This window comes from Mesobacillus jeotgali, assembly GCF_031759225.1.
Lineage (GTDB): Bacteria > Bacillota > Bacilli > Bacillales > Cytobacillaceae > Mesobacillus > Mesobacillus jeotgali_B.
On sequence record NZ_CP134494.1, the window covers coordinates 1,249,331 to 1,268,233 of the forward strand.

The following is an 18,903-nucleotide window of genomic DNA, read 5'->3' on the forward strand; positions in this document are numbered from 1 at the left end:
AAGAAAGCTGTCTTCATAGGCAGCTTTTTTCTTTTTTTGTCATATCTTAACCCAAAGAAATGTGATAATTTAAGATGTAAGGGTTATTGGAGAAATATTATAATTGGAGAATGCAATGGCTACGACAAAAAGCTGCGTATACGAGGATGAGCGACAACTTAATAGCTTTATAGAGAGCAATTCATTCAAAGACCACCGCAACCTGCTGGTGCAAATCTTTTTCAATCAAAATGAAATACAAGACCTCCAGCATCTGGAGCGGAGGCTGAAAAAACAGCTGCCCGCCTCGACTGTGCTGTGTTGTGAAGCAGCATGCTGTTTAACTGAAGAAAAAAAATATATCCTCACTTTTACTGTTTTTGATAAACAAGAACTTAATCCTGTTATGCAGGATCAATACACAATCAATACATTGAACAATTTAGTCGAAGTCTCACAACAGGATATCCTGAACCTCAATGAAAGCCTCAAAGTGTCGGAGCAATACTACCGTTCGCTGTTTGATAACAATGGTGATTTTGTCTATTCAACCGATCTAGCAGGAAACTTCACAAGCATCAACCAGGCATTCATGAAAACCTTTGGCTATACAGAAGATGATCTTATTGGCAGGTCAGCCCTCGATTTTATCAAAGAAGAAGACGTGCACCGTGCCAAAATGCATTTCATTCAGGCACTTAAAGGTAAAGATCAGACATATACGATTGAAATACCAATCAAGAGCGGGGAAGCCCAGATTTTTCAAGTCAAAAATATACCCATAACGGTTAATGGAGCATGTGTGGGTACCTATGGAATAGGGCGGAATATCACGACACAGAAAAAGACAGAGGAAAAGATCATTCAACTGGCCTATTATGACCAGGATACGGGGTTGCCGAACAGAATGAGATTCACCGAACAGCTGGAAGAAATGATTCATAGGGCCAAGCATAAGAAGGAGCTTCTTGCTGTACTTGTCATTGATATCGACCGCTTCAAAATCATCAATGACAGTCTAGGGCATTATGCCGGAGATATTGTTTTGAAGGAACTGGCGGAGAGAATCCAGGATCGACTTCCGTCAGGAGCTTTTCTTGGCAGGTTCAGCGGGGATAAGTTCACCCTGCTGCTAACAGAGAATGTCAGCATCGATCAGACGACACGAATAGCGAGGGAACTGCAAAACCTTATTTCAATGCCTTTGTCTTATCAGAATCAGGAGTTCACGGTCACAGCGAGCATCGGGATCAGTTCATTCCCGGGTGATGGTCTTGATGAACAGGTCCTGTTGAAGAATGCTGATATTGCGATGAATCGTTCGAAAAATCAAGGCGGGAATAAGATTACTTACTTCTCAACCGGAATGAATGATCAGGCCATGGTCCGCCTTGAGCTTGAAAGCTATTTAAGGAAAGCTCTTCAAAAGGATGAATTCCATCTATGCTACCAGCCGCTTATGGACTTGAAGTCCGGTGAAATCACCTGTACAGAAGCCCTTATCCGCTGGCGGCATCCGCACCTTGGTCTGGTTTCGCCGGCACAGTTCATTCCTCTCGCAGAGGAAACAGGATTGATTGAGGAGATTGGGGCATGGGTGCTGACAACCGCATGTGTGCAGACAAAAGTATGGCAGCAGAATGGATTTCCGAATCTAGGTATTTCGGTGAATGTTTCAGCTTATCAATTCCAGCAGCATGCTTTTATTGGCCAGGTGATTAAAGCATTGGAGACATCCGGACTTGAACCAGGATACCTTTCCCTGGAACTGACAGAGAGTGCCATGCTGGAAGATATCGCCTATAGCATTTCGGTTATGAAATCATTGCAGGAGCTCGGGGTAAAGGTTTCGATTGATGACTTTGGCACAGGGTATTCCTCATTAAGTTATTTGCGAAATTTACCGATCGATACGCTGAAAATCGACCAATCATTTATCAATAATCTTCATGACGATCCATCAGACATCGCAATCGTCAAGGCAATCATCACCATGGGCCAGGGACTTTCCGTGAAAATTGTTGCTGAAGGTGTCGAGACGCATGAACAGCTGAATCTCCTAAGGGATTTGGATTGCCATTATGCACAAGGCTATTACATTGAGAAACCCCTGGACATTGCTGCCTTTGAAAAAGGATTCAGGACAATGGAAAAAGTGGAATATACCGTTAGATAAAAAGCCAGAGCCAGCACATTTTGTGCTGGCCCTTTTTTTACGAAATCCTCTCGATTACGGTCCGTTTCCCATTATTCAAAGTTAATTCGAACCTGTCGTTTTGTGTTTCAAAATAATCGAAGTGATGCTGCACGCTGCAGATGAATTCTTCATTATCGAGAATCAAAAAGTTGACTCCTGATACCCCTTGTTCATGATCAAGGAAGGTCAAGTGATTATAACAATAGATGCAATCATAGATTGAAAAATTGAGCGAATTCAATGTGTTGATGAATTGGAGAAAAGCTTCATCATTCAGCTCATCAAGCAAACGCTCGAATGAATAAATAAGCTGTTTCCTGATTCTGACCATTTCCTGGTCCTGTAAATTAATTTTCTCATTGCCGGTCTGAATGCACCCATTATCGAGCAAAAAACCTTTGCACCATTTATTGTTTCGCTGCACTTCAACCTCTTGATGGATGAATTCATCAACAAGTGCGGCTTCATCTGTTTCTTCATCAAAGAAAACCCATTGTGAATTAATATATTCTACTGTCCCGACGTTGAATGCGCGGGGCTGGAATTCAATTAGATTGCTTCGTTGTTGTCGGTTCATTTGGATCCTCCGTTAATTATCGCTCACCTTCTTTGTAGACAGATTTTGGCGAATTTATAACATGATTTGAAAGATAGGCAATTAACCAGTTGAGTTGTATCTGCATAAGATGAGTAATGCTTAAGCTATTATCACGTTAGAGATAGTGCTGAATGACATCAAAAAGTTCCGCTGAAAGGAATGATCAACAATGTGTGGAATAACAGGCTGGATAGATTATCGGAAAAATCTGGATCATGAACGAGAGACCATGGCAAAAATGGCGGAAACTTTAAGTAAAAGAGGTCCCGACGATACCAATGTATGGACTTCGGGGCATGCTGCACTGGGACATAAAAGACTGGTAGTTGTCGACCCCGAGGGCGGCAAACAGCCAATGACCAGGACACAAGGAGATAACCGTTATACCATTTGTTATAACGGAGAACTTTACAATACAGAGGACCTCAGAAAAGCACTGCTATTAAAAGGATATTCCTTTAACGGTCATTCTGATACAGAGGTTTTGCTTACTTCTTTCATGGAATGGAAGGAAGACTGTCTGGAGCATTTAAATGGGATCTTTGCCTTTGCTGTCTGGGATCAACAACAGGAGAAACTGTTCATCGGCCGCGACAGGCTGGGCGTGAAGCCGCTATTTTTCCTCGAAACAGCATCGGGTCTTATGTTTGCTTCTGAGCAAAAGGCATTGCTGGCTCATCCAGAAGTGAAGGCTGAGGTAGACAGAGAGGGACTTTGTGAGGTATTTGGGCTTGGTCCATCCCGTTCTCCAGGGGCAGGTATTTTTAAAAACATGAAGGAGCTCCGTCCTGGCCATGGTCTAACTTTTTCAAAAAATGGGCTTAAAATTTGGAGATATTGGAATGTGAAAAGCGAGCAACACAAGGATACCCTTGATGAAACAGCTGAAAAAGTGCGGGATTTATTCACGGATGCCGTCACCAGACAGCTGGTCTCAGACGTCCCATTGTGTACCTTCCTATCTGGAGGCCTGGATTCTAGCGCCATTACCGCGATTGCTGCAGACCATTATAAAGCGGAGGGCAAGGGCAGCCTGCACACGTACTCAATCGATTACGAAGGCAATGACAAGTATTTCAAGGAAAATGAATTCCAGCCAAATGCAGATGCCTTTTGGATCAATAAAATGACGGAAACATATGGCACTGTTCATCATAACAGCATCATCACACAGCACGATCTGGCAGCCTATCTGACAGAAGCAGTTCATGTCCGGGACCTGCCGGGGATGGCTGACATCGATTCCTCGCTGCTCTGGTTCTGCCGCGAAATCAAACAGGATTTTACCGTAGGACTTTCAGGTGAATGTGCAGACGAGATCTTTGGCGGTTACCCGTGGTTCCACAGGGAGGAGGATTTGAATAGGTCAGGTTTTCCGTGGATGCGTTCGATTAATGAGCGCCAAAACATGCTAAGGGACCATTGGCGGAAAAAATTGAGTCTGGAAGATTATATGATGGCAAAGTACAACGATACCATTGCAGAGGTGCCTGTGCTTGATGGGGAGAGCCATATCGATGCCAAGCGGAGACAACTATTCTATCTAAATATCATCTGGTTCATGACAACACTTTTAGACCGGAAGGACCGGATGAGCATGGGGGCCAGCCTTGAAGTAAGGGTGCCGTTTGCCGATCACCGTCTTGTCGAATATGTCTGGAATATCCCATGGGATATGAAGATGCACGGCAACAGGGAAAAAGGAATCCTCCGCAAAGCATTGGAAGGCACATTGCCAGATGAAGTTTTGTACCGGAAAAAGAGTCCTTATCCGAAGACTCACCACCCGGCCTATACCCAGGCAGTGCAAGGGATGCTTTCAGATTTCATGGCTGATTCGAACAGCGCGCTGCATGAATTCTTTGACAGAGGCACACTGCAAAAAATGATTGAGACCGAGGGAGCATCCTTCAAAGTGCCATGGTTCGGGCAGTTAATGACAGGTCCACAGCTGCTCGCACAGCTGGCACAAATTCATATCTGGTTCAGGGATTACAATATTAATATAGCAGACTAAAAAAGCAAGCCCTGGGATAGGGCTTGCTTAATTGAGTATTTTAAGAGCTTTGGGTCCCGGCGAGTCAGGAGCCCGAACCTATTTGTTAAAATTATTGTACCCTTTTGCGAGGGAATCGCCCTCTATAAGGGTACATTTAAGAGCTAATAGTGCCCTTATGCGAGGGAATCGCCCTCTATAAGGGTACATTTAAGAGCTAATAATACCCTTATGCGAGGGAATTGTCCTCTATAAGGGTACATTTAAGAGCTAATAGTACCCTTATGCGAGGGAATTGTCCTCTATAAGGGTACATTTAAGAACTAATAGTACCCTTATGCAGCGGAATCGTCACCGATAAGGGTACATTTTAGAGGTAACAGTCCCCTTATACACCTATTCTGCCTGCACTGGCTGGGTATCGGGCACGAATGATTTTTTCACCCATACTCTGGATCTCCAGCGCCAGAGCATCAAAAGTCCGCGCAGCCATTCGTCGGCGATGAAGGCGATCCATATTCCAACGAGCCCCATACCTAGATGTATTCCAAGGAAATAGGACAAGGTGACACTGACTCCCCACATTGAGAGGATTCCCATATAAACAGGGAATTTTACATCTCCGGCGGCCCTTAGCGAACTGATCAGTACCAGGTTAAAGGATCTGCCGGGTTCAAGGATGATCGTGAGCAAGATCAAGGTGGTGCCTAGTTCGATGATGCTCATATTATCAGTGAAGATTCCCAGCAGGTCTTTTGAAAAGAAGGAAACAATCGAAGCAGTAACGATGGAAATGATAATCGCCAGCTTCAGGCTTTTTAATGCACGCTTATAAGCATTTTCAATTTCCTTTGCGCCGACCATATGGCCAATCAAAATCTGTGTCCCCTGGCTGATGGCGATGCTGAAAAGGAAGATGAACATCATGACATTCTGGGTATAAACCTTCGCAGTTAGAGCCTGTGTTCCAAGGGTAGCGATAAAATAGGTGATGACCATCTGTGAACCATTGTAGCTCAAATGCTCACCGGCAGAAGGAATCCCGATATTAAGCAGGTTTTTCAAATGTTTCTTTGGAAAACTGAACAGCATCGACAGTGGCAGTGAGCCTGGGATCCTCTTCGACATCACATAAATGGCAGCCAGCAATCCGAGAATCCGGCTGACGGTAGTGGAGATTGCCACCCCTTCTACACCAAGGACCGGGAAGCCAAATGGCCCGAAGATGAACAGATAGTTGCCGATGACATTCAGCACGTTCATGCCGATCGTGACATACATGATATCCCGCGTGAATCCATAGCTGCGAATGATGCTGCTGATTGTCATGATCAGCGATTGGATGAATGAGAAACCGCCGACAATCCGTAAATAGGAGTTGGCTTCATCAAAAAGCTCAGGCGGCAAGTCCATCAATCTAAGCAATTGCTCACTGAAAATGAAAACAGCTGCGCTCAGCATCAAGCCAAATACAAGGTTTGCGCCAATAGAGACAGCTGAAACCTCTCTTGCATCGTCATCCATTTTCGCCCCCAGGTTCTGGGCAACCAGGATGGCAGTTCCTGTCGCAATGAAGCCGAACATAACAATAACCATGGAAAGAATCTGGTTGGAAACTCCGACAGCAGCAACGGAATTATCCGAATACTGGGACAGCATGAGTGTATCCGCATTTCCCATCAGCATATATAGCAGAATTTCAATGAAAAGTGGCCATGTAATGGCAAAAAGCGATAATTTAGCAGTTTTATTCTTCATGTTTTACATCTCCAAGTTGTCATTCAATTCTTTAATTATACAGACTATAGGAGGAAATTGAAGTAAAAATCATTCGTTTTCCGAAAAAACTTTATTCTGAAAAATACATAATCCAGGACTACCAATTCTTCATTAACAAATATGGACAAAATCTTAATGAGGTTTTCTCGAAAAGGGAGGTATTTTACAAAAATCAAACCCCTTTCCAAATCAGGAAAGGGGTGCTATGATTTAAAATTTGAACAATGCGAATCCATTTGCGGCAATTTCAGCTGTAAGGTCATCGCTTTCAGCCGCATATTCTTCACCAGTGTAAATATTGGTGATTTTTTTGCCTTTCAAATTAAATGGCAGATGATAGCTTGCTTCTTCTTCGCTCATATTCACGACGACCAAAATGGTTGTTTCGCCGTTTGATTTTGTATAGGCAAAGCAGCTTTCATGATAATCGGAAGGAATGAAGTGAAGTTCACCTTCATTTGCCAGCAGCGGATACTCTTTACGAAGCTGGATCATTTTCTGGACATGCTCGAACATTTCCTTGTTCTGATCTTCTTCATTCCACTTCATGCACTCGCGGCAGCCTGGATCCTGCGGGCCGCTCATGCCGATTTCATCCCCATAATAAATACACGGAGTGCCGATGTAAGAAAGCAATACAGTAAAGATTTGCTTCAGTTTACCCTCATCATGCCCGCATTCTGTCAAGATCCTTGGAGTATCATGGCTGCCAATTAAATTAAAGGCCACTTCGTTGACGTTTTTAGGATACATATGATTGACGGTCGTCATGTTCTCAATAAATTCTTTTACCGAAATAGTCCCGCGTGCAAACAGATTCAGGATATTGGTCGTGAACGGATAGTTCATGACAGCATCGAATTGGTCGCCGCGCAGCCATGGCATCGAATCATGCCAGATTTCACCGAGAATATAGAGGTCAGGCTTGATTGCTTTCACTTCCGTTCGGAATTTCCTCCAGAAAGAATGGTCGACTTCATTGGCAACATCAAGCCTCCATCCATCGATATCGAACTCACGCACCCAATAGCGCCCGACTTCAAGCAGATATTCAATGACTTCAGGGTTTTCGGTATTCAGCTTAGGCATTGATTTTTCAAAAGCGAAGGTATCATAGTTTGGCCTTGGCTCCATTACTAGCGGAAACTCGTTAGTGTGGAACCAGTCTTTATAAGGAGATTCTTCCCCTTTTTCGAGAACATCCTGGAACTGAGGGAAGTAAAATCCGCTGTGGTTGAAGACAGCGTCCAGCATTACCTTGATGCCATGCTCATGGCATACCTGTACCAGTTTCTTCAACGTTTCTTTGTCCCCGAATTGCGGATCGATTTCCATATAGTCGATCGTATCGTATTTATGGTTCGAATAGGCTTTAAAAATAGGCGTAAAATATATACCGGTGATGCCCAGCTTGGCCAAATAGTCGATATTATTGATTACACCCTGCAGGTCGCCTCCAAAGAAATTATCCCTCTCTGGAGGAGCACTGCCCCATGGCAAAGCCCCTTCTGGATCATTTGATGGATCTCCGTTGCCAAAGCGTTCAGGGAAGATCTGATACCAGACTGTATCTTTGACCCATGATGGAGCACGGAACACATCGATATTATTAAGGTAAGGGAAGGCAAAATAATAGCCTGTATCATCCAACGGAGGTTCGTCATAAAAACCTTTTTCAGTTAGACAAGCTGTTTCGTTTCCATCATTTAAAATAAATCCATAACGCATCCTGCGGAAGGGAGGTTTTATAGCGACAAACCAATAATCGAATAACTGATCTGATCCGCTTTTAATCATCGGAACGGTATTCGTCATCCATTTTCCATCCTGCCAGTCATATGGATCGCCATTCAGAAGGGAAACTTCTTTTATATCATCTTTTTTTGTGCGTATGCGGATATGTAATTCTTCATTAGTGCAAGCGTATGCATAATTGTCTTTAGGACGGTGGTAAATCGCTTCTTTTAACAAGGGGAGACCATTCCTTTCTTTTATAAGGTGACGATTTAAAACATAGAGTAGATTTGTCATAGCTCTGCCTGGTGAAATATTAACGGGAAGAGCTACATTATATCAAGATTAAAACAAGGGTAGAACACTCATTTTGAAATGTCAATCATTAAAAAGTTGATTCACAAAACTTTAACGATTTGGACGGACTTTAAAAAAAAATAAAAAAATTAGTTGTCAAAAAGAATTAAGTCTTTATAATAAGAAGTAGGTTGTGCAATCGTTTTCATAGAGTTGCAAACTGAATTACAAACGTTTGCACAGATAGGGAAACCGTCTGCACAATGAAAAAGCAATTACACATTTTTAGGAGGGGTATACACATGAAAAAGGCATTGTCGATTTTCATGATGCTGGTCTTAATGATCGGCGCACTTGCTGCTTGCGGACCTAAAGAAGAAGAAGACACAGGTTCAAAAGACAACGGCGAAAAAACAGAAGACGCTTCTAAACCAGAGAAGCTAGTAGTTTGGGAAGACAAAGATAAGTCTGGCTGGCTAGAAAAAGTAGCAGCAGACTTCGAAAAAGAACACGGTGTTAAAATCGAGTTCAAAGAAGTAGAAATGGCTACAAAAATGAAAGAACAATTACGTCTTGACGGTCCTGCGGGAACTGGCCCGGACATCATCACTCTTCCACATGACCAAATCGGTGAGCTTGCAGTTCAGGGACACATCGCTGAACTTAATGTAAGCGACGATGTGAAGAGCACTTTCTCTGAGTCTTCAATCTCAGCTCAAACTTTCGATGGTAAATTATACGGACTTCCAAAGTCTGCTGAAACTCCAGTATTCATCTACAACAAAGCTCTTATGACTGAAGTTCCTGCTACAATGGAAGATCTTTACGAATTCGCAAAAGCTAACACTAAAGATGGTAAATACGGTTTCCTTGCACTTTGGGATAACTTCTACTTTGCACACGCACCAATTGGCGGTAACGGCGGATATGTATTCGGTGAAAAAGATGGCGCTCTTGATCCAAAAGATCTTGGACTGAACAACGAAGGTGCTGTAAAAGGTACTGAGTACATCCAAAAATGGTACTCTGAAAAGCTTTTCCCTAATGGAATCATCGGTGAAAACGGCGGTTCTGCTATGGACGGACTATTCAACGAAGGTAATGTTGCTTCTGTTATGAACGGACCATGGGCATTCGGCGGCATGAAAGACGCTGGCATCGACTTCGGTGTAGCTCCATTCCCTAAATTTGCTGACGGTACTCCAATGAAGACTTTCATGGGTGTTAAAGGCTGGCACGTATCTTCTTATTCTAAGAACCAGGAATGGGCAACTAAGTTCCTTGAGTTCATTACGAACGACGAAAACGCTAAGTACCGTTTCGAGCAAACAGCTGAAGTACCAACTAACGTAGCTCTAGTTGACGACCCAGCTCTTGCTGAAAACGAAGGTGCTAAAGCTGTTGCACTTCAAACGCAAGACGCAGTTCCAATGCCAAACATCCCAGAAATGGGTGAAGTTTGGGCACCAATGGCTAGCGCATTGCAAACTGTTGTAACTGGCAAAGCAGAGCCAAAAGCAGCTCTTGATTCAGCTGTAAAACAAATCGAGCAAAATATTGAGCAAAACCACGCTAAATAATAGTGCCAATAGATATAGCAGTACCTCCCATGGGGGGTACTGTTATATTTTCCAGTAGTATATTCCATTTTCTGTGTTTTCTTAAGCGGTATGTGAAAAGTCACAAAGTTTACGAAAACTGCAGTAAAAAAGTCTTTCATTGGGCAAACGGTTGCGCTAAAATAGAGATAAGTTAATCAGGTGCTTCATAAGAGTGAAAACAAGAGTTTTCGGAATAATACAGGAAGAGGAATTCCTTCTGTATGAATGACAATGTATTCGTTCTCATAAAGCATCTGATGCTTTTACCAAGGTTTCTTCGCAGGGATTGCAGTTTTTCCATTGCTGTTTCCATTCTCTATCAAAGAAGCTGTTTGATCGGGACTGGTTCAAAGGAAGCAAGAAAAGCGGGTTACACGATGAGAAGCCTTAAAAAACATAGAAAGAGAAAGGGGAATATAGGATGAAAGAGAAGTCCTATCAAACCAACCACCGCAGAATAGCAACAGCCCTTTCGATTATTCCAGGGCTAGGACAGCTATACAACAAACAATATTTAAAAGGGATCGCATTTTTAGTTTTGACCGGTGCATTCTTCGGAGTGTTCTCAGACCTGCTCAATATGGGTCTATGGGGACTGTTTACACTAGGAGAACAGACGCCGCGTGACCACTCTATCTTCTTGATGGTCGAAGGTATCTTGGCACTCATTGTCCTGCTTTTTGGAATCGGTTTCTATCTGTTCAACTTAAATGACGCATATAAAACCGGATTGAAAAGAGACATGGGAGAGCGACTAAGCACTGTCAAAGAGCAATACAATAACCTGATTGATAATGGATTCCCATACTTGATCATGTCACCGGGATTCCTGCTTCTTATTTTCGTCGTTGTATTTCCAATCATTTTCGTAGTCTTGCTTGCTTTTACGAACTACGATCTATATCATTCACCGCCTGCAAAGCTTGTTGACTGGGTCGGCCTGAAAAACTTCTTCGATCTGTTCCAGCTGCAATCATGGCGTGAGACATTCTTCTCCGTTCTTTCATGGACAATCATCTGGACATTCGTTGCAACTACATTCCAGGTTGCCCTAGGAATGTTCCTGGCAATCTTGGTGAACCAGAAGGATGTAAAAGGAAAAGCAATCATCCGTACAGTATTCATCCTGCCTTGGGCAGTACCAGCATTCGTTTCCATCCTAGTATTCGCAGGTATGTTCAACGAATCATTCGGTGCGATCAACCGTGACATCCTTGGATTCTTTGGAATCGATCCAATTCCATGGATGACTGAAGCGATGTACACAAAAATCGCCTTGATCATGATCCAAACATGGCTTGGTTTCCCGTTCATCTTCGCGATGGTAACAGGGGTACTTCAATCCATCCCGGAAGAATTGTACGAAGCCGCCACTGTGGACGGCGCGACAAACTTCCAGAAATTCAAGAACATCACATTGCCGCTCGTGCTATTCGCTACAGCGCCAATCCTGATTACGCAATACACGTTCAACTTCAATAACTTTAATATCATTTATCTCTTCAACGGCGGAGGACCTGCAGTTTCTGGCGCGAATGCCGGCGGAACAGATATCCTGATTTCGTGGATTTACAGCCTGACAATGACATCTGCACAATATTCCAAAGCTGCTGCCATTACCATGCTGCTATCATTGATCGTTATCGGTGTAGCTTTATGGCAGTTCAAGAGAACGAAATCATTCCAAGAAGAGGATATGATGTAATATGAGTATCAAACGACAGAAATATCTCAGACTGACATTAACGTACCTTGTGATTTTGGCTATGTTCGCGATTATTATTTATCCGCTCCTCTGGATTGTCGGTTCTTCTTTCAATCCAGGGCAGAGCTTGTCCGGTTCTAGCATCATCCCAAAAAATGCTACGCTTGATCACTATAAGGAACTGTTCGATACTAATCAGAGCGCATACTTATACTGGTACTGGAATTCATTGAAGGTAAGTGTACTGACAATGGTGTTTACAGTCATCCTTGTCAGCCTTACAGCGTATTCATTTTCACGCTACCGTTTTATCGGTCGTAAGAACAGCTTGATGACATTCCTGATCCTGCAGATGATTCCAAACTTTGCAGCGCTGATCGCGATTTTCATCCTTGCTCTATTAACTGGCCTTCTTGATACTCACTTAGGCTTGATCCTTGTATACGTTGGGGGTGCAATCCCAATGAATACATGGCTGATGAAAGGATATCTTGATACAATCCCGAAAGAACTAGATGAATCAGCTAAAATGGACGGTGCCGGCCACCTCAGGATCTTCTTCCAGATCGTCATGCCGCTTGCGACACCGATCATCGCTGTAGTAGCATTGTTCGCATTCATCGCTCCATTCGGAGATTTCATCCTTGCGAGAATCCTTTTAAGAACGGAAGAAAAATACACACTTGCTGTTGGACTATATGATATGGTTGCCAAACAGTTCGGTGCAGAATTCACGACGTTCGCTGCAGGTGCAGTACTAATCGCGGTACCGATTGCAATCCTGTTCTTGTCATTCCAAAAATACTTTGTTTCTGGTTTGACGGCAGGAGGAACAAAAGGATAATCTATTAGGGCAGAAACATTTTAAGCAAAGGCCATATTTGGCCTTTGCTTAAATTATGAGGAGGACCGGAGATGAAAAAAATGATCATCTTCATCTTGATTCCGTTTCTTCTTTTTAGCGCCCTCCCGGTAGGTGCCGTTGAAAATGAAGGACGCACATGGCAGGATGAAACTATTTATTTTTTAATGGTTGACCGTTTTAACAACGGAGACAATAGCAATGATTTCGAGGTTGATGCGAATGATCCAAGAGCTTATCATGGAGGCGATTTCCAGGGTGTAATCGACCAGCTTGATTATCTCAAGGACATGGGGTTTACCGCAATCTGGTTAACGCCGGTGTTCGATAATGTCGACAAGGGGTACCATGGATATTGGATTAAAGATTTCTATAATACGGAAGAGCATTTTGGAAGCGTTGACAAATTCAAAGAGCTGGTAAAAGAAGCGCATGAACGTGACATTAAGATCATTCTGGATTTCGTCGTCAACCATGTTGCTCCAGAACATGAATGGGTGAATGATCCGGCCAAGAAAGACTGGTTCCATGAAAAACAGGATATTATTGACTGGAATGACCAGGATCAGCTGGAGAACAACTGGCTTTACGGCCTTCCTGATTTAGCTCAGGAAAATCCTGAAACAAAGAAATATTTGCTGGACGCGGCAAAATGGTGGATTGAAGAAACAGATATTGATGGTTATAGGCTGGATACCGTCCGCCACGTACCAGTTGAGTTCTGGGAAGATTTTTCAAAAGAAGTGAAAAGTGTGAAAGATGACTTTTATCTAATTGGCGAGGTTTGGTCGGAGGATCCAAATTATATTGCTGAATATGATAAAGCGGGCATCGATGGCTTTGTTGATTTTCCATTAAATGAGCAGCTTCGTACAGCATTCGAAAAACCTGATCAGACTTTGGACTGGCTTTTAACAACCGCGAAAAGAAATAAAGCGATATACGAAAACCCGGAGTTGATGGGCAATTTTATCGACAATCATGATATGGTCAGGTTCACTAGGAAGGCGGTGCAGAACAGGCAGCATCCAGGAACAAGATGGAAGATGGCGCTGACATATATGTATACAGCTCCTGGCATCCCGATTGTTTATTATGGAAGTGAAATCGCCCTCGATGGCGGAGAAGATCCGGACAACCGCAGACAAATGAGCTTCAGGGCGGATAAAGAATTAATCGATTACGTCACGAAAATTGGTGAACTCCGCAATGAGCTTCCTTCTTTAAGAAGAGGAGATTTGGAAGTGCTGTATGAAAAGAAAGGCATGGCGGTCTTCAAGAGAACCTATGAAAATGAAACATCTGTCATTGCCATCAATAACACTTCAAACACTCAGTACGTTACATTGACAGCGGACCAGCTCGAAGATGATCAAGAGCTGAGAGGCTTGCTTGCAAATGACTTGGTCAGAAGCAAGGATGGGGAGTATAACCTGGCATTGGAACGGGAAAAAGCAGAAATTTATGTGCTAGCTGAAAAAACAGGATTGAACATTCCTTATTTAGTGACAATGGGCGCAGTATACGCTGCTTTCTTCGGCTTCATTTTCCTTCTTTTTAAAAGAAGAAAGAAGAGTAAAGAATAGATGAAAAACAGTCCAGAACTTGGCTTGAAAAAATAAGAAAAAAAACACGGCAATTCATTTATAATAGAGATAAGGAATTTTTCTGGCAAAAGGGAGGGGAACTTAATGGCTGTCACAATTAAAGATGTTGCGAAGGTAGCAAATGTCGCGCCTTCAACTGTCTCACGTGTTATCGCCAATAGTCCGAGAATAAGCGAAAAAACGAAAGAAAGAGTCAGGGAGGTTATGGACCAGCTTGGGTATCACCCAAACTTCATCGCCAGAAGCCTAGCCAGCCAATCAACTCGGGCAATTGGTCTAGTCATGCCGAGTTCTACTGATGTCGTATTCCAAAACCCATTCTTCCCAACTGTCTTGACAGGATTGAGCGAGGGAGCACATTCAAAGCAGTACGCCCTTCATATGACTACCGGGAAAACAGAGGATGAAATATTTGATGGAGTAGTCGCAATGGTACAGGGCGGCAGGGTAGATGGTGCAATCCTTCTATATTCAAAGGTGGAAGACAGGGTCATTGCCTATCTGAAGGAAAGAAATTTTCCCTTTGTTGTCATCGGCAAGCCTTTTAAAGATGATGAAATTACAAACTATGTCGATAATGATAATTTTAAAGCAGGGAAAGAAGTAACCGAGTATTTGATCCAGCTTGGACATGACAAGATCGGTTTCATTGGCGGAAATCTTGATTTAGTCGTTACGGTAGAGCGCTTGCTGGGCTACGAAAAAGCTTTGCGGAACTCAGGGATCGAGCTTGAAGACAAGTACATTGTCAATGATGAGTTCCTCCGTGAAAGCGGCCAGGATGCTGTAGAGGTCTTGCTCTCGCTAGAACATCCGCCTACAGCAATGGTTGTTGCCGATGACCTGATGGCACTTGGTGTACTGAATAAGCTGGATGAAATGGGGATTACGGTACCACATGATGTATCCATCGTCAGCTTTAACAATGTGCTGATCGCCGAGATGGCAAGACCGCCTTTAACTTCTGTTGATATTAATATTTTTGAGTTGGGATATCAGGCTGCGAAAAGTTTGATCCAAATCATCGAAAACCCTAATGAGCCGACCAAACGGATAATCGTCCCGTTCAAAATAGTGACACGTTATTCTTGCGGCCACCCTAAGGATTATAAAGAAATACTTGTGTAAAAAAGAACTGCACCCCCCATATTAATTTGGAGGTGCAGTTTTTTTGTTCAAAGATAAGAAAGTTGAATTTCACTTCGAGAATTGTCCAGCTTTAGCGCCTAGCCCCTCGAGTCGCTTCGGTCCGACCAATGAAGTCAAAGAACGACTTCACTGGTCGGCCCTCCAGCGCTTGTCGGGGCTGACCAAGGCGCTTCCGCTTTTCTTATATTAGCCATTCACGATTGTGCCGCCATTGACATGGATTGTCTGTCCGCTTACATAAGTAGAGTCGTCACTGGCTAAATATACGTAGGCAGGTGCCAATTCATATGGCTGGCCGGCATGTCCCATTGGAGCGTTCGTACCGAACTTCGCGACTTCTTCAGCCGTGAAAGTCGATGGAATGAGCGGCGTCCAGATCGGGCCAGGAGCTACGCTATTGACCCGGATGCCCTGTGACGCTAGGGACATGGCAAGAGAACGCGTAAACGATACGATAGCCCCTTTGGTCGAAGAGTAGTCAATCAGTTTCTCATGGCCCTTATAGGCAGTGATGGACGAGGTATTGATGATTGTGCTGCCTTTTTTCAGATGAGGCAAAACAGCCTTTGTCAGGTGGAAAATCGAGAACACATTTGTTCGGAATGTCTTCTCCAACTGTTCTGCTGAGATATCGAGCAAACTCTTTTGCGGATGCTGTTCTGCTGCATTATTAACCAGGATATCAATTTTACCGAACTCATCGAGCGTTTTCTTCGTCACTTCCTCACAGAAATGCTCACTGCCGATATCACCGGCAAACAGCAGGCATTTACGGCCTTCAGCTTCAATTAACTCTTTCGTGGTTTGGGCGTCCTGGCTTTCCTCCAGGTAAACAATCGCTACATCAGCACCTTCTTTAGCATAATAAATACCGACTGATTTGCCGATTCCACTGTCGCCTCCTGTAATAAGGGCCACCTTTCCGTCAAGTTTTCCTGATCCTTTATAATTTTCATCCACTGACTTAGGCTCAGGCTTCATTTCCGGCTCAGTACCAGGCTGATGATCTTGATGCTGGGGCGGAAATCCCTGTTTCTTATTTTCGTTAGACATAATCAAATCCACTCCTTTAATATGAATCACCATTTATTAAATTCCTTTAAAAACCAAATTAAAAACATGGAAATTACTTCATTTCATCTCGTTGTGTAATCAGAAAGAGTGTGTTTCCTGGATAAGAGCAGAAGAAGTCCATTGCCCAAAAAGGGGGAAGAAAGCGTAAAACGGTAAAAGCAGAAGTGTTGCATTGCCCGAAAAAGTGGCAGGACCCGAAAACGGTAAAAGCAGGAGTGTTGCATTGCCCGAAAAGGGGGAAGGAAGCGGGAAACGGTAAAAGCAGAAGGAAACTCTTCATTGCTGTAAATAAAATAAGCGGCCCCTTAATAGGGAGCCGCTTCTACTTCATTATTGTAATTTGTTTTTAAAGATAGAGTAAGTCTTGTAACCGCCAGTCAAGTTTTTGACTTTGAATCCGTTTTGCTGAAGGATTCTGGAAGCTAGGTAGCCTCTTAGGCCAACCTGGCAAGTGATCAAAATGGTTTCATCTTTTGGAAGCTCATCCAAACGATTGCGCAGGTCATCAAGCGGAATATTCTTTGAGCCTTCGATTTTGCCATCTGCATGTTCTTTCTCAGTACGTACGTCAATCATGAACGCACCGTCCTGAAGCAATTCATCCACTTCATAGTGCTGGACCGTTTCGATTGTTCCGTCAACAATATTGGAAGCTACATAACCGGCCATGTTAACCGGATCTTTTGCAGAAGAGAATGGCGGTGCGTATGCAAGCTCAAGCTCTTGAAGGTCGTAGACGCTCAAGCCTCCTTTGATTGCAGTGGCAATGACATCAATACGCTTATCAACACCATCTTTACCTACTGCTTGTGCACCGAAGATCTTGCCAGTCTCTCTGTCGAAAATGACTTTAAGAGAGATTTGCTCTGCGCCAGGATAGTAACCAGCGTGAGATAGCGGATGGATGTGAACGACTTCATATGGGATGCCCAATCTGCGCAATAGCTTTTCACTGTTACCAGTAGTAGCAGCAGTCAATTCGAATACTTTCACAATAGATGTTCCCAGAGTACCTGGATAGGCAATCTTGCGGCCGTTGATATGGTGTCCGACGATATGTGCCTGACGGTTTGCTGGCCATGCCAGCGGAATCATCGTTGGCTGCCCGTTGATATAATCGGTAACCTCGATTGCGTCACCCATTGCATAGATTGATTCATCAGATGTCTGCAGATATTCATTTACCTTGATGCCGCCGCGTTCTCCAAGCTCAAGGCCAGAGTCAGCTGCAAGTTTGTTTTCTGGACGGACACCGATTGACAGGATGATCAATTCTGAGTCAAGGACCTTGCCGCTTTCAAGAACAACCTTTGTTCCGTTCTCTTGGACGTCAGTGATACCGTCTCCAAGAATCAGTTCAACTCCATTTTTCCTTAATTCGTCCTCAACGATCGCTGCCATTTCTGGATCAACCGGACCCATAACCTGCGGCAATTTCTCAACTAAAGTTACCTTGACTCCAGCGTGGACAAGGTTTTCTGCCATTTCCAGGCCGATGAAGCCTCCGCCGATCACAACTGCATTGCTTGGCTTATTGTCTTCAAGGTAAGCCTTGATTTTATCCATATCCGGAATGTTTCTAAGTGTAAATACATTTGCACTCTTCAAGCCCTCAATTGGAGGGACGATTGGTTTCGCTCCTGGTGATAAAACAAGAACATCATAGCTTTCAGTGTATTCTTCGCCGGTTTGGACATGTTTTATAGAAACAGTTTTCTCTTCACGGTTGATTGCAGTCACTTCAGAGAAGTTGCGGATATCCAGATTGTAGCGTGCATTCATGCCTTCAACAGTTTGCAAAAGCAACTTTTTACGATCTTCAATTACACCACTGATATGATAAGGCAGTCCGCAGTTTGCGAAAGAAATGAATTCGCCTCTTTCAAAAAGAACAATTTCAGCTTTTTCATCAAGCCTTCTTAGTTTAGTTGCTGTAGTTGCTCCTCCTGCTACGCCGCCAACGATTACGATTTTTTTACTCATTGTATTGTCATCCTTTCGGTTAAAAAAATTTAATTGTTTTATACCCCTACTGGTATATTAACGTGAAAATAGGGGAAATCCAATAGTACTTTGTGAAGGATTTGTGAATGTTTTACGTAATTTAGAATGGTTAACAGACTAATGTCACACATACATGACAATACATTTATTTTAACGTGTAAAAAGAAAAATACCGCAGGCGGTTTGTGAACCATTCATGACTTTACTAGAATTACCCTGATAAACAGGGATGTTTATTTTCGTTCCAGACGCTTCGCTTTCCGCGGGGCTGGCGCTGAGCCTCCTCGTCGCTTTGCTCCTGCGAGGTCTCACCTGACCAGC

General features: G+C 43.4%; 12 protein-coding genes. 7 read left to right on the forward strand and 5 right to left on the reverse strand.

What is annotated here, in order from left to right; genetic code table 11:
- The first annotated feature begins 115 nt into the window (after nucleotides 1-115).
- Nucleotides 116-2,155: an EAL domain-containing protein gene (locus tag RH061_RS06210; protein WP_311074686.1), complete on the forward strand. Its 2,040-nt coding sequence runs from the start codon at nucleotides 116-118 to the stop codon at nucleotides 2,153-2,155.
- A gap of 37 nt (nucleotides 2,156-2,192) precedes the next feature.
- Here RH061_RS06210 and RH061_RS06215 read toward each other — a convergent pair whose 3' ends face one another.
- Nucleotides 2,193-2,753: a DUF2777 domain-containing protein gene (locus RH061_RS06215; RefSeq protein WP_311074688.1), complete on the reverse strand. Its 561-nt coding sequence runs from the start codon at nucleotides 2,751-2,753 to the stop codon at nucleotides 2,193-2,195.
- A 190-nt stretch (nucleotides 2,754-2,943) separates the two neighbouring features.
- On the opposite strand from RH061_RS06215, the gene asnB reads away from it, so the two are divergent.
- Complete coding sequence (gene asnB, locus RH061_RS06220) at nucleotides 2,944-4,791, forward strand: asparagine synthase (glutamine-hydrolyzing) (RefSeq protein ID WP_311074689.1); 1,848 nt, start codon at nucleotides 2,944-2,946, stop codon at nucleotides 4,789-4,791.
- A gap of 375 nt (nucleotides 4,792-5,166) precedes the next feature.
- Here the strand turns inward: asnB and RH061_RS06225 are convergent, their stop codons facing one another.
- Both RH061_RS06225 and RH061_RS06230 read right to left on the reverse strand, forming a co-directional pair.
- A complete protein-coding gene (locus RH061_RS06225; RefSeq protein WP_311074690.1) occupies nucleotides 5,167-6,528 on the reverse strand; it encodes an MATE family efflux transporter in 1,362 nt (453 codons plus the stop codon).
- A gap of 231 nt (nucleotides 6,529-6,759) precedes the next feature.
- A complete protein-coding gene (locus RH061_RS06230) occupies nucleotides 6,760-8,520 on the reverse strand; it encodes an alpha-glycosidase (RefSeq protein WP_311074691.1) in 1,761 nt (586 codons plus the stop codon).
- A gap of 362 nt (nucleotides 8,521-8,882) precedes the next feature.
- On the opposite strand from RH061_RS06230, the gene RH061_RS06235 reads away from it, so the two are divergent.
- The 5 genes from RH061_RS06235 to RH061_RS06255 all read left to right on the forward strand — a co-directional run bounded on the left by RH061_RS06235 (nucleotide 8,883) and on the right by RH061_RS06255 (nucleotide 15,483).
- Entirely contained in the window at nucleotides 8,883-10,160 is a 1,278-nt protein-coding gene (locus RH061_RS06235; RefSeq protein WP_311074692.1) for a sugar ABC transporter substrate-binding protein, read from the forward strand.
- A gap of 442 nt (nucleotides 10,161-10,602) precedes the next feature.
- On the forward strand, nucleotides 10,603-11,886 hold the full coding sequence (locus tag RH061_RS06240; protein WP_311074693.1) for a sugar ABC transporter permease: 1,284 nt from the start codon (nucleotides 10,603-10,605) through the stop codon (nucleotides 11,884-11,886).
- A gap of 1 nt (nucleotide 11,887) precedes the next feature.
- Complete coding sequence (locus RH061_RS06245) at nucleotides 11,888-12,730, forward strand: sugar ABC transporter permease (RefSeq protein WP_167832147.1); 843 nt, start codon at nucleotides 11,888-11,890, stop codon at nucleotides 12,728-12,730.
- A 71-nt stretch (nucleotides 12,731-12,801) separates the two neighbouring features.
- Nucleotides 12,802-14,334, forward strand: coding sequence for an alpha-amylase family glycosyl hydrolase (locus tag RH061_RS06250; protein WP_311074695.1), 1,533 nt, complete (start codon nucleotides 12,802-12,804; stop codon nucleotides 14,332-14,334).
- 105 nt (nucleotides 14,335-14,439) lie between these two features.
- Nucleotides 14,440-15,483 (forward strand): LacI family DNA-binding transcriptional regulator, encoded by a 1,044-nt coding sequence (locus RH061_RS06255; protein WP_311074696.1) that lies wholly within the window; start codon nucleotides 14,440-14,442, stop codon nucleotides 15,481-15,483.
- A gap of 207 nt (nucleotides 15,484-15,690) precedes the next feature.
- On the opposite strand, the gene RH061_RS06260 is transcribed toward RH061_RS06255, so the two are convergent.
- Both RH061_RS06260 and RH061_RS06265 read right to left on the reverse strand, forming a co-directional pair.
- Nucleotides 15,691-16,557: an SDR family oxidoreductase gene (locus RH061_RS06260; RefSeq protein WP_311074697.1), complete on the reverse strand. Its 867-nt coding sequence runs from the start codon at nucleotides 16,555-16,557 to the stop codon at nucleotides 15,691-15,693.
- 351 nt (nucleotides 16,558-16,908) lie between these two features.
- A complete protein-coding gene (locus tag RH061_RS06265; protein WP_311074699.1) occupies nucleotides 16,909-18,561 on the reverse strand; it encodes a CoA-disulfide reductase in 1,653 nt (550 codons plus the stop codon).
- Nucleotides 18,562-18,903: the final 342 nt, after the last annotated feature.